General features: G+C 60.9%; 10 protein-coding genes and 1 pseudogene. 3 read left to right on the forward strand and 8 right to left on the reverse strand.

Annotated elements, in window-relative coordinates; all coding sequences use genetic code 11:
- Positions 1–36: 36 nt before the first annotated feature.
- From dhaM to F1563_RS09920, 4 genes are all read right to left on the reverse strand, one after another.
- Positions 37–462: a dihydroxyacetone kinase phosphoryl donor subunit DhaM gene (dhaM, locus tag F1563_RS09905; protein ID WP_002527931.1), complete on the reverse strand. Its 426-nt coding sequence runs from the start codon at positions 460–462 to the stop codon at positions 37–39.
- Positions 455–1,111, reverse strand: coding sequence for a dihydroxyacetone kinase subunit DhaL (gene dhaL / locus F1563_RS09910; protein ID WP_002527930.1), 657 nt, complete (start codon positions 1,109–1,111; stop codon positions 455–457). The genes dhaM and dhaL overlap by 8 nt, the downstream gene beginning before the upstream one ends.
- Entirely contained in the window at positions 1,099–2,100 is a 1,002-nt protein-coding gene (gene dhaK, locus F1563_RS09915) for a dihydroxyacetone kinase subunit DhaK (protein WP_002527929.1), read from the reverse strand. Before dhaK ends, dhaL begins: the two co-directional genes overlap by 13 nt.
- A 90-nt stretch (positions 2,101–2,190) precedes the next feature.
- Complete coding sequence (locus F1563_RS09920; protein WP_002527928.1) at positions 2,191–3,468, reverse strand: MFS transporter; 1,278 nt, start codon at positions 3,466–3,468, stop codon at positions 2,191–2,193.
- 210 nt (positions 3,469–3,678) lie between these two features.
- On the opposite strand from F1563_RS09920, the gene F1563_RS09925 reads away from it, so the two are divergent.
- A complete protein-coding gene (locus F1563_RS09925) occupies positions 3,679–4,557 on the forward strand; it encodes a 1,4-dihydroxy-2-naphthoate polyprenyltransferase (protein ID WP_002527927.1) in 879 nt (292 codons plus the stop codon).
- A 325-nt stretch (positions 4,558–4,882) separates the two neighbouring features.
- Here F1563_RS09925 and F1563_RS13685 read toward each other — a convergent pair.
- The 3 genes and pseudogenes from F1563_RS13685 to F1563_RS09950 form a co-directional block, all read right to left on the reverse strand.
- Positions 4,883–6,056 (reverse strand): annotated as a pseudogene (locus F1563_RS13685) (adhesin).
- Positions 6,057–6,338: 282 nt separating this feature from the next.
- Positions 6,339–8,087, reverse strand: a complete 1,749-nt coding sequence (locus F1563_RS09945; RefSeq protein ID WP_007434094.1) for a TM0106 family RecB-like putative nuclease — start codon at positions 8,085–8,087, stop codon at positions 6,339–6,341.
- Entirely contained in the window at positions 8,084–8,860 is a 777-nt protein-coding gene (locus tag F1563_RS09950; protein WP_002527921.1) for a demethylmenaquinone methyltransferase, read from the reverse strand. The genes F1563_RS09945 and F1563_RS09950 overlap by 4 nt, the downstream gene beginning before the upstream one ends.
- 129 nt (positions 8,861–8,989) lie before the next feature.
- Here F1563_RS09950 and F1563_RS09955 point away from each other — a divergent pair, with 129 nt between their 5' ends.
- On the forward strand, positions 8,990–9,643 hold the full coding sequence (locus F1563_RS09955; RefSeq protein ID WP_172623695.1) for an ABC transporter ATP-binding protein: 654 nt from the start codon (positions 8,990–8,992) through the stop codon (positions 9,641–9,643).
- Entirely contained in the window at positions 9,640–11,376 is a 1,737-nt protein-coding gene (locus tag F1563_RS09960; RefSeq protein ID WP_002546852.1) for a DUF6297 family protein, read from the forward strand. Before F1563_RS09955 ends, F1563_RS09960 begins: the two co-directional genes overlap by 4 nt.
- A 79-nt stretch (positions 11,377–11,455) precedes the next feature.
- Here the strand turns inward: F1563_RS09960 and F1563_RS09965 are convergent, their stop codons facing one another.
- Complete coding sequence (locus tag F1563_RS09965) at positions 11,456–12,628, reverse strand: isochorismate synthase (RefSeq protein WP_002527918.1); 1,173 nt, start codon at positions 12,626–12,628, stop codon at positions 11,456–11,458.
- Positions 12,629–12,634: the final 6 nt, after the last annotated feature.

Consider the following 12,634-nt stretch of genomic DNA (forward strand, 5'->3'; position numbering starts at 1 on the left):
ACGGTAATGTCTGAGCGAACCCGACACCGCCCAGGTTCAGTCATTGGAGAGCTGGGAAACCTTCGGGTCTAGGGCCTTTTCTGCTTCGGCAGCGACGACCTCTAACTCGGCGCCCGTTGATGCCATGACGGCCGCGACGACAGCCCCCTCGACCAGCGGGGCAGTGGAGATCTTGACTTTGTTAGCGATGTCGGGATCGAGGAAGTCCAGGGCCATTGCTGCTGAGAGAATTGCCGATCCGAGGTCGACGAGAACGAGGATCCCGTCACAGCCGCCCACCTTTTTGATCGCCGCGCTTACCGCGGAGGCGTCGGTGCCTAAAGTGGTGTCGTCAAGACCGGCGGCAATCTCAATGGGGGGAATCTCTGGGCCAGGCAGCATTTGCGATGCCAGGTCAGCCACAGCTCGGCCCAATGGGCGGCTATGGGAGACGATGACGATTCCAACACCTTGGTCACTCATGATTAGCTCCTGACAGGCATTGTGCTGCGGACTCGATGAGCAGGGCCATTGAGGTGGCTCCGGGGTCTTGGTGCCCCTTGCTTCGTTCCCCAAGATATGATGCTCGGCCGCGACGAGCCACCATCTCGATAGTCGCGTCGCGGCCTTTGTTAGCGGCTTCGGCTGCCTTTATGAGCGCTTCGACAACAGAACCACCGCCGGCAGCAACCTGCTTGGCAGCGTCAACGGCAGGGGACAGGGTGTCAACCAGAGTCTTGTCGCCGACCTCAGCTTTGCCGCGTGCCACGATGCCGGCCAAGCCAGCGTCGAGGGCTTCGGCGAGCAACTGGGCATTGGGCTCGCCGTCAGTCTTGATAACCGTCGACAGCCGCAGAAAGAAAGTGCCGTAGAGAGGACCGGAAGCGCCACCGACGGTGCTTACCAGCGTCATTCCTGCTTTCTTGAGGAGTTCGGAGGCAGAGGTGAAGGACTCCGGGTCGAGGGCGGCCACTGCGGTCATCCCGCGAGCCATATTCGAGCCGTGGTCAGCATCACCAATCTGGCGATCCAGGTCAGTGAGCTCATTCGCATGTTCCGAGATGACCGCTGAGTAGTCCTTGAGCCACTCAGAAACGGTCACGGCAGAAATTTCAGACATCAGCATCCCCATCGAAGTCCAGAAGTCTCCACTGGGGCATCCCACAGCGTCAGGAGATCGTCGTCAGCGGAGAGCAAGGTCAAAGAACATCCTGCCATCTCCAGGCTCGTAATGTGATTGCCGACCAAGGTGCGGGCAACCGCGACGCCCTTTCCTGCCAGAATCTTGGCGACTTCGCCCCACACGAGGTACTGCTCAATGAGAGGAGTGCCGCCCATGCCGTTGAGCATAGCGATGACCGGGGCTTTGGTGAAGTCACGATCAGCCAGGATAGGTTCGATGATCTGGGCGGCAACCTCGGCGGCAGTGCCCAACGTGGCGGTTTCGCGACCGGGCTCGCCATGGATGCCGACGCCCAACTCCATTTCGTTCGCGCCGAGGTCGAAAGTGGGTTTGCCGGCTGCCGGGACGGTGCAAGAGGTGAGGGCTACGCCGAAGGAACGACCACCGTCATTGATGCGTTTTGCGAGCTCGAGCAGGGCGTCGAGATCACGCTTTTCTTCAGCTGCTGCACCGAGGATTTTTTCGGCCAGCACCGTCAAACCCACCCCGCGTCGCCCGGCGGTGTACAGGGAGTCCTGTACGGCAACGTCATCGGCGATGATGACGGACGCGACGTGGATGCCAGCCTCCATCGAGGCCATCTCGGCAGCCATGTCGAAGTTCATAACGTCACCGGTGTAGTTCTTGACGATGTGGAGCACGCCAGCACCACCGTCGACGGCCTTGGTGGCCTCGGTAATTTGGTCAGGAACGGGGGAGGTGAAGACCTCCCCGCAGCAGGCGGCGTCGAGCATACCTCGTCCGACGTAGCCCGAGTGCAGCGGCTCGTGGCCGGAACCGCCACCAGAAACCAGACCAACCTTTCCGCTGACCGGTCCGTCGGCGCGCAGCACGATGCGATGTTCGAGATCGACTTTCAGAGAGTCAGGGTGGGCGGCCGCTACGCCGCGCAGGGAATCAACGATGATATCCTCAACAGCATTGATGAGTTTCTTCATGGCACCAGTGAACCATCCCGATCCCGAAATTCCAGAGGGGGATTGTTACACCGTGCAGCGTGCCCACTTGCTGATGCGCGACTGGCTGACTTACTTCGTTTGCTGGACGTAGTCGATGGTCACTTTGCCGCGAACCTGCCGCAGCCACGGCGCCCGCTTGGAGGGATCGAAGACGACCCGAATGTGATCGTTGTGCATGATCACGGCAGTGATGATCACAAAGGTGATGCCGAGGCTGATGGCTCCCCAGGCGACCGTGGCGCGCGGGCCGACCGTATTGCCGATCCAGCCGACGATCGGGGAGACGAACGGGGTGCCGCCCATGACCAGGGCGGCCCACAAGCTCATGACCCGGCCACGCATTTGCGGCCTGACGGAGGTCTGCACCATGGCGTTGGCGGTGATGAGGGTCGAGATGGCTCCCCATCCGACAAAGATCTTCAGGACGGCGAAGGTGCCGTAGTTTGGCGCCAGCGTCGACAAGGCCATGCTGATGCTATAGACCAACAGGGCGAGTTCGACCCAGCGCAGCCGCGGCTTGCGTCGAGCTGCTTCTAGGGCGGCGGCCATTGACCCGATGCCCATAAGGGAACCGAGGAGGCCGTATTGTCCGGACCCTTTGCCAAACGCCTGGGTGGCCATGACGGCGTCAGAGATGTTGAAGTTGAATCCGAAGGTGCCCATCATGAAACCGATCGTCAACAAAATGACGAGGTCTGGACGCCGCTTAACGTAACGGATGCCGTCGCGGACTCGGGCTTTGTCGTTTGCTGGCGGGGAGGTGTAGAGGCGATCAGCCTTGATGAGCAGCAGGGTGGAGATGAACCCCATGAAGCAAGCGACGTTGATTGCCATCACCCAGCCGACACCGACTCCCGCAATGAGCAAGCCACCGAGGCCCGGGCCTAGCAACCGGGCGCCATTAAAGGACGCCGAGTTGAGGCTCACCGCATTGGGGAGGTTTTTTAGCGGGACCAGCTCGGAGACGAAGGCCTGGGTGGCTGGGCTGTAGAAGGCTCCGGCGACGCCGTCCATCGCTGAGATAACGAAAACCATCCACAGCTGCACCGTTCCGGTGAGGACAAGGATGGAAAGAATGGCCGCGTCAACAGCCATGGCGGACTGTGCCGCCACCATGATGCGACGCTTGGACATTCGGTCGGCCAGGGCGCCAGCCCACGGTGTGACGAGGAGAATTGGTGCAAAGTTGACCGCCATTACCCAGCCAAGCATTGCGGCGTTGCCGTGGGTTAAAATGATGAGTACCAGCCAGGACTGGGCGGTGCGAGCCATCCACTGGCCCATGTTCGTCATGAGAGTGCCCGAGAAGTAGATCCGATAGTTCGGAACGGTCAGGCTGGCGAACATGGTTCTCACGGCGAGGTCTCCTGCCAAACTCGAATGGGGATGTAAGGGCTTCTGTGGTTATTTATCGTTTCGTTAGCTTGTGTAGATGCGGGTTTGAACGTGCAGCGGCGATATGGTCGCCATTAGGTGCACGTCCTGAAAAGATCTTCCGCTCAACGCCCGCCTGACGCGCACAGTTCGCGTGTCTACCACTGACTTAGGGAGTTGTCTATGGCCACAGCAGCTGAATGGCTTGAAGGGGCTCGCCCCCGCACCCTTCCCACCGCAATCGCGCCGGTGTTGGCAGGTACCGCGATCGCTATCGCCGATAGTGGTGCATGCTGGGGACTGGCCGCGCTGTGCCTAGTGGTGGCCTTGGGACTGGTCATCGGGGTGAACTTCGCCAACGATTACTCCGATGGTATTCGCGGCTCCGACGGTGATAATCGAGTTGGTCCGCTTCGGTTGGTCGGGTCAGGAATCGCTGAACCCGCCCAGGTCAAGGCTGCGGCTTTCGCGTGTTTCGGGGTCTCGGCAGTGGCCGGACTGATCATCACTATCGTCACCGGGCATTGGTGGTTCATCGCCGTGGGGGTGGTCTGCATTCTCGCCGCCTGGTTCTACACCGGGGGCTCCCACCCCTACGGTTACGCTGGGCTAGGGGAGATCTTCGTCTTCATGTTCTTTGGGCTGGTTGCCGTCGGCGGCACGGTCTATGTGCAGACTGACCACGTCGGTGCGGCTGGTTGGGTGGCGGCCTGCCTCATCGGCGCAACGGCCTGCGGGGTGTTGACGGCTAATAACCTGCGCGATATCGATGGTGACCGCGTCAGTGGCAAGCACACTCTGGCCACCAAGCTTGGGCACCAGGGGACACGGATCTTTTACCTCGTTCTGGTGACGCTGGCCTGCGTCGGGGTGGTTGCCGTCGCGGCCTTGACGACGTGGTGGACTCTGTTCGGCTTGTTTGCGATTGCCTTACTCGTCTCCCCGGTAAGGGCAATGGTCACCAAGGCCACGGGGATGGCGTTGGTGTCGGCGTTGAAGAACACCGGACTCGCCGAGTTGGTGTGCTCGATCGGCCTGTTCGTGGGCGCCCTCGTCGGATAAGTCTCGAGGCAATCGAGGTGCGAAATCCTAATCGAGCTATGCCTCGGTTCATCCATCATTTATATTTATTGACAGATCGGTCGTCTCCGGAAAAGAATGGCGTCCAGGGCAAGAATGGAACCCACAGCTACGGTGAAATCGAACCTATTTTTCGACTTCGTCTGTCGAAAATATCGCCTATTACTGTGTACACCTACTGCGCTAAAGGTCGCTGAAAACTCTTCTACCCCCTTTTTTTAGGGGAAGAGCCAATGGCCGTGGTCTACAGATGTGGACCACGGCCATTGTGGTTGTTAGAGGGACTCTGGAGCCTCTCTTGAAGGTGTCAGACTCCTGTTGCTGGGAGGGCCTTTACGTGGGTCAACGCGGAGGCCGCGATTTGGAGATCGCGAGACCCAAGGTCGTGGCGATCCGTTGTACGGCTGATCGACCTATTGGGTGTGGCCGCATGGGTTGGGGTTGGAGTCGGAGTCGGGGTTGGAGTTGGGGTCGGTGTCGGATCGGGAGCCGGTTTCGGGGTGCAGGCCTTCTGCACGAGCCCGTCCAGGGTTGGTAGCTCTGCCTTGAGCTGCTTGTAGATTGCTACGGCTTCCTTAGTGTTGCGGACGTCGACGACTTCTTGGGCGATGTCCTTAACGAGCTTAGCGGTGTTGAACGCCAGCAGCGGCTCCTTTGCTAGGCGCTTGGCGATACGGGGCGCAAGGCTGATGGCAATGGACTTGTCTATTCCAGCCCTGACAAGGTGAGTGACGATGCGCGCGCTCAGGATCGGGGAGCTGATAATTGCGGTCGCTACAGCAGTGTCGAAGGCTCGGCCGATGATGTGCTCGATGGCTGCCTTCTGGAGGTGGACACCCCTTCTGATGAGAAGGTCTGCTTGAGCGGCGATCTCGGCTTTGATGAGTTCGATCTTCGCGATGGGCCCAAGGGCGGGGTTGAGTGCGGTGGCGACGATAGCCACTGCGGTGGCTCGTGCCAGGTGCTTGTCGATACCAGCCGCGACGAGGTCTGTGATGACCGCGCTCTTCAGTGCGGCTGATCCCAGTGCGTTGGGGATGATCGACGCGGCCAGGATGGCCTTGAAGCTGACGTCAATGGCTGCAGCTGCGCGTTGAATCTTGGCGTCTGCTATGAGGCCCAGTTGGGAAGCGACGAGGGCTTTCAGATGGTTGTGGTTGATGATAAGGGCCCCTCTGTTGCCATTTCTGCGGCGATGCGGGGGGCCAGAGCGGCTGCGTCGGCCGCACTGAGCCCGGCCTTGATGAGGGCGTCGACGATCGCGGCGCGCAGCTTCAGGTCGTTGATGATGGCCTTGCGGCAGTCCGCGTCGATTTTTGTCTTGTTGGTGTCGGGACGGAGGGCAGCTGACTGGGTTACGGAGCTGCCCTTGTCAGAAGTGGCACTCGCGGGGGGGGGGGGAGAGAGAGGGTGATAGCTGCTATTGACCCGACCAGGGCGGTTGCTGTTACAGCTGCCACGGTGATCCTTGTGCGACGCATCGTTTCTCCTAAGGGTTAGAAACTTAGTAAAAGCTAACTTTCTGCTAGCAAGATGAGACGCTACCACCAGGCCACGTCGTCTTTTGCGCTGGCCCCAGTTATCAACACGAGCAAAAATAACCACATCACAACCCACACAGCTGTACCTCTGTGTTCCCCCTCATAAGACCGCCACCACGATGTCCTCTCGAGGCTTGGAACTTCGTCGTGCTCGTTCACGCGTTCAATGGTTGAACTGCGTAACCGCATCGCGTGAATGTCAAGGCCCTGGGGCCACGTGACTCAGGGCTGAGCCTGATACGTGTCGTTGAGCCAACGGCGAACAGCCAGGGTGGCCCGCACATCGTCTTCGTTGTACTCCAGCACCCGAGTCCTGGACGCCGCCCGGACGTCTGGATCTGGGTCGTGGACAGCAAGGTCCCACCAGGTCTGGGAATTCAGGCCGCCTGGATCTGGGTCGCGCCAAGAGAATCCCGCCCCGGCCGTCGCGACGACCTTGAGTCCAATTCCATTAACCCCAAAGAAATGGGCCCTGATCGTGGTAAAGAGATCCACAAAACAGCCCGAGCCGAGGAGGCGTTGGACGGCAGCGCGTTCGTCCTCGCAAACATGGCCGAAGTGACGCAAATGGACGATCTCGTAGTCAGAATAGTGGACGATGATCGTCTCGGGATGGGCGTTGACGATACCCTCAAGCCACCGGATTGCACGGGCAGCCAGCTTGTGCTCGGTAGCATCGTCCATATCGGTGAAATCGCTAAACGCCACGTAGTAGGGCTCGCAGCCTGTGGTCGAATCGAGTAGACGTTCAGGGTCGCTGACCTCAAACCCCCACAAGTAGACGCGGCCATCGGGGGACGTCTCGATATCGAAGTCAATTTCCAGACGCGAGGAGGCCACCTCGATCGGGCCTTCATCGTTACGTTCCAGCAGCACGCCCTCGCGGATGAGTCGAGCCCGCCTGGCCGCTGCCCGCAATCTCTGCTCCGAACGGGGACGGTGCTGCACCTCAGGCAGGTAAACCGGCAGCAGCTCGTCGAGGCTCACGTCGGCCAGATTGTTAACCGTCGCTACTCCGAGGCGACGCAGGGTCGAGATTTCCCGAACGTCCAGCGGAGCCTTCGAGATGCGCAGGGACAGGTCATCGTCGGCAAGACGCGGCTCGCAAGTGGCCCACCATTGGCACGACTCGCACTCTGGCACCACAATTGGGGCGACCATCGGCTCGCCTCCAGCTAGGGCGTGTTCGGCGACCGAGACCCGGAACGTGTGCTCGTGGTCATAGCGGTCAAATAGGCTGCGTCGACGCCATCCCGACGCCGCCGACCGTGAGAACGTACGGATGAACTTATGGTCGAGGTCCAACCAGGAGACTGCCAGGGCGTCACTCAAAATGGCGATCTCGTCGCGACCGACCAGCCCCACCAGACGACGATGGTTCGGGCACTGGTCAGGGGTGGCCACCAGACCGAGGTCGTCAAGCAAGCGCCAGTGGTGGACAGCCTGGATGAGAGCGCGCTCCCGGCTAGCACGAAATGTCTGGTCGAGTGACATTCGGGCATGACGAGGATCCGGGTCGTCAAGCGGAGACACCCACGTGAATTCGGCTAGCGTGTGGTGTTTTTCCAAAACAAGGTAGTCCTTGATAATAAGCGGTAGGTATCCGGGGCCCCTATCGGCGCGGATTCCGGCCAGCACGAGGGCATCCGGAGAACCAGAGCGATGGCCTTGGGGAGACGATGGTAGTTCCGGGCAGACGATGACGGGTGCCCCGGCATCTATAGCCCGGTGAGTCGCAGCTCGACGGCTGGCTGGGCTAGCCGTGTCAGATCGCACATCGACAGCGTCAGCGATAGCAGCCAAAGCGTCACAGACCGCCGTCATATGGGTTTGCGCGCCCGCAAAGAGCTCGTCGTCGCGGGGATCCCCAACCGGCTCGGACAATTGTGGGTCGAAAGTGTTCTGAGTCTTAACCGGACAACTGCAAGCTGCCCAGGCGCTAAGGAGGATGGGGGAGGAAGGGCCTTTCACCTCAGGCCATCTCCTTCCTGCCAGTGGGCATCGTCATGACGGTGGCCATTGGGATGGGGGCCGACACTGCCTTTCCAGCCACGATGCAGAGCCACCACCCCACCGCAAATGTTGCGCCATGCCACGGCCTGCCAGCCGCACTCGGCCATCATGTCCGCCAGGTGGGTCTGGTCGGGCCAAGCGAGGATCGACTCAGCCAGGTAGTTATAGGCCTGTTGGTTCGACGAGGCCAACCGCGCCATCGCCGGTATCGCAGCCAGCAGATACTTGGTGTAGACGTGGCGGAACGGCGCCCAAGTGGGGTACGAGAATTCGCAGACAACGACGCGACCGCCCGGTTTGGTGACACGCAGCATCTCACGCAGCGCCTGTTGGGAATCCTCGACGTTACGTAGACCGTAAGAGATTGTTACCGCGTCAAAAGAGTTATTGGCATAGGGTAAACAAGTGGCGTCCCCGGCCACGAAGTGCAGATGGGGCTGACGTTGCTTGCCTACCGCCAGCATCCCGGTGGAAATATCGGTGGGGTAAACCTGCGCACCTCGAGCTGCGAAAGTAGCTGAGGATGTGCCGGTTCCGGCCGCCAGATCGAGGACGATCTGGCCGGGTTCCGGCTCTACGGCGTCAACGACAAGGTCACGCCAAGTGTCGACCACCCCCAGCGTCATAATCTGGTTCATAAGGTCGTAGCGCTTCGCCACCCCATCGAACATTGATGCGACATCGGTGTGGTGCTTATCCAGGGTGGCTCGGGTTGTCAACACGAGTTTCATTTTAAGGGGCAGGCGACTCCCCCCTCACCTCCCTCGATCGGGGTGGGTTCCCGCGAAGGGGGTGCGTGTCCCCTGATTCCCTCGATCGGGTTGGGCGCAGGTTGAGGTAGGTCTCACAAGTGCGGGAGAATAGCCAACATGGCATCCCGCTCTACCGTCCTCGTTGCCAAGGACATCTCGAAGTCCTACGGTGACCGAACCATCATTGATCGCCTCTCCCTCATCGTCCGCGAAGGAGAAGCCGTCGCCCTCACTGGCCGCAACGGTGCCGGTAAGTCGACGGTATTAAGGATGCTGGTGGGAGCCGATCGTCCAAGCTCTGGAACGATCGAGGTGCTTGGCAAAAAAGTTTCCGAGACGAACCCGGAGTTCCGTCGCAACGTTGCCACGGTCATTGACGACCTTGATTTCTTCCCTGATCTGTCGGTGGTGGAGCACCTCGACTTACTTGCCCGCGCTCACGGCCTGGTCGATGCTGACGCCCTCGTTGATGAGGTGCTTGAGGAGGTCCAGCTCGTCCCACAGTCCGGCCAGCTTCCTGGCACCCTCTCCTCGGGCCAGCGGCGACGGCTGGGTCTGGCAACGGCCCTCGTGCGCCCTCGCAAACTCCTCGTCCTTGATGAGCCCGAAGCCCGCCTTGACGTCGAAGGTGTTGCCTGGCTCGGCAAGAGGCTGCGCCAGGAGATGAATCACGGTCTCGCCATCGTGATGGCCAGTCACGAGCCGGCCCTCGTTGCGACCCTGGGGGCCCGAACCGTTGAGCTGGGAGGCCCGCGCGGATGAGTCGGCGCAACGACAAGCACTCCAAGCCCCGCTCCAAGGCGTCCCAGCCTGAACCGCAGACCGCCAGGGTTGAGGCGGTGGTCGCCCCCGATCCGGAGTTAGTCATCGCTCACCGTCCCGACGAATTCTTCGGTGGTCAGGCCGACGAGCGCCAGCTCTCCCTCCTGATGGGTGACTGGCGTAAAGGCCGTACCACCCGCAATATCTGGCAGGCCATAGGCGATGCTTACGTGCTCGTCTTTTCGCTGGTCGTCGTCCTCGCCATGATCGTTAGCCTCATCGTACAGGCCCAGGGGCAGGCCTCGGGTTGCACCTCGACGGGATGCCAGACGGCACGCGGCCTGCTGCCGTGGGCGGCATTGTCAGGAGTGTTGGCCTTTGCGTTGGCCGCGGCTCGGGTGTTCGGACCAGTACTCGCCTCGGCGGCTGAGGGGTTCTGGCTCATGGACGCTCCCATTGACCGGGCTAAATTCCTCGCTAAACGACTGCGAGCTGCGGTGCTCGTTTCGGTGCTCGGTGGTGCTGTCTTGGGAGCCTTGGTGGCTGCTCTCACCGGAGCCGCTGGCAAGGCCGTCGTCGCCTGGACCCTGGCGACCGCCCTAGGCGCTGCCGGAGTTGTCTCCTTTGCGGCCGCTGAGCAAGGGGCCGAACGTACCTGGTCAGTGAAAGCCATCGAGGCGTTAGCTGGGTTAGCTGGTCTGACGGTATTGCTGGGAGTCATTTCGACGGCGTCGGGATGGTACGCGGTGCCGGTGTCGAGTGACGCTAACTTCACTTCCGCCTGGGCAGTGGCCGGGGCTGGGACGGCGCTACTTGTCGTCACGTTATTGCTGGCACGACTGCGTCTGAACCGGATCCGACGGGCCCGTCTTATGGCCGGTGGTTCACTGGCCTCCGGTATGCAGGGGGCCGCATTCGCCCTCGACTTCGCCCTTATACGCGACATCCTTCAGGAGCGTGAGGCCATTGAGCGCGGCCAGGTACGCGCCACCCGCGGGCGGGGTGAGGGATTGAAGGCCCTGGTGTGGCGAGATGTGCAACGCATCATGCGTTCCCCGAAGCCGCTGCTTACCCTCATCGTGACGGCTGTGGTGCCCTACGCCGTCTCAGCCCTGGGATTTGGTGCCTTGACGGTTCCAGTGTCGGCCCTAGTACTCGTCGCGGCATTGGTGCCCTTCTTTACCAGCCTGCGAGTGCTTACCCGCAGCAAAGGCCTGGTGCGTTGTTTACCTTTCACGACTAGCCAGGTGATTTCGGCGGCCTCAGTGATTCCTGCGGTGGCAGCAGCGTTGTGGGCGATTGCCGTTATGCCAGCCTTCCACGGCGCCGGTTCGGCGACCTCAAGACCGTGGGAGCAGGCCATCATGTACGGCTTGGTGACGGCTGCTGGTGGCCTTGCTGGTGCGATTCGGTGGGTGAGTGCAAAACCGGCCGATTACTCCTCGCCGATGGTGGCAACCCAGGCCGGCGCAATGCCTCCCGGGTTGATGTTCAACCTCATCCGTGGGTTTGACATGGTTGCTGTCGTCACCATCCCAGTGGTGCTGGGATGGTCGCCGTGGGTATCGGTGTTCATCGCTGTGGTGGTGTTCGGATTCCTGCGCATGGGCGGAATGAACCAGCAGGACCTGGCTGAAATGCGCGAGGAATCGCAGCGACAGCTAACGGAAGCCCGTCAGGAAGCGCGAGGCGGTAAGGCCGAAAAGAAGGTCATTGAGCGTAAGCGGAGATGACCGCCGGGCGGGATCGGGTCGGTTATCGGTGCGTGCCGCTGCCGAGCTGTCCCACCACTGGACTTCGTATGGTGAAGCTTCAACTAACGTCAACTGGGAAGAGATTCCGCAGCACGTCGATGCGATGCTCCGCTTCGGTCGATAAAACGTCCGTGTCGTCGTCATGACCGACGGGATGGCCAGAGAAGATGTGGACGAGTGAGGGATCGGTGGCGTCGATCTGGCCGCCACGACAGTCAGTAACCCACTGGCCATTGCCCAAGGAATCGACCCAACCGGTGGGGCCGGAAACACGGCCCCGGTCGACGTGCTCAACTTCGGCCAGCACGGACATGGCGCGATGTGGTGGTAGTCCGGTGACAAAGGCTGGCGGGCATAGGGCGTCCACGAGGGCCAGACAAGACCCCTGGTCGGGGGAGCGGACACCAGTGACGTCGGTAACGAGATAGTTTGAGGCGTCGCTATAGACACATCCTGGACAATCAGGAACGTGGACCGTGTCGCAGAACTGCTCGAGACGTTCGCAAGTCTGCTCGACGATCTCGTCGTGGTGGGCTGCTAGCGGCCCCGTGCCCTGAAGCGCAGACAACAGGGTCTGGTGGTTGGCGTCAGTAGCGGGGGAATGGGTTAATACCCGGGAAGTGATTAAGGATTTGCTTACTCCGACGGTGAGCTTTGAAGTGGTGCCGACAGATCCTTCGACAAGGTAGGTATATGCGTTAGGGAATTGACGACGCAGGACCTCGACGATCCATCGCGGGTCGATGGGGGAGCCAGCTTTGGCCTCGAGGTCACGCATGAGAACGATCTGGTCGAGCTCTTCAGGCCCCATGATGCCCTGGACGAGTCGGGCGACCTGACGCCAACTCGACTTGTTGACGACGCCGTCACGCAATGTCATAGATCCGGGGGACCGGGGTACGCTTTGCTGGCGAGGGGCGTCATCGGTAATGCTGTCCTGGGAGAGCTGGGTGAGCCAGGAGTAACCGGGCCAGCGTCCAATAATCGTCTTGGGAAGGATCATCACGGACCGTGACGAGGACCTGTCCGGGTCAAAAGTGAACGATCCGAAAGCGACTGGCCCGGTGGCCTCAGCGCCAGGTATCTCGGTCTCGTGCTCAAGATCGTCGCACAACGCCTCCCACCAGACGTCGGCGGCTGCCGGGGAATCAGTCTCGAATCGTGTGATCTCACCTAACCCGACCATGCCGTAGTTGCGGTGCAAAAAGCATACCGAGTCCTCGGGCGTCATGTAGTT

Origin of the sequence: Cutibacterium modestum, assembly GCF_008326345.1 — a bacterium.
In the GTDB taxonomy this organism is placed as follows: domain Bacteria; phylum Actinomycetota; class Actinomycetes; order Propionibacteriales; family Propionibacteriaceae; genus Cutibacterium; species Cutibacterium modestum.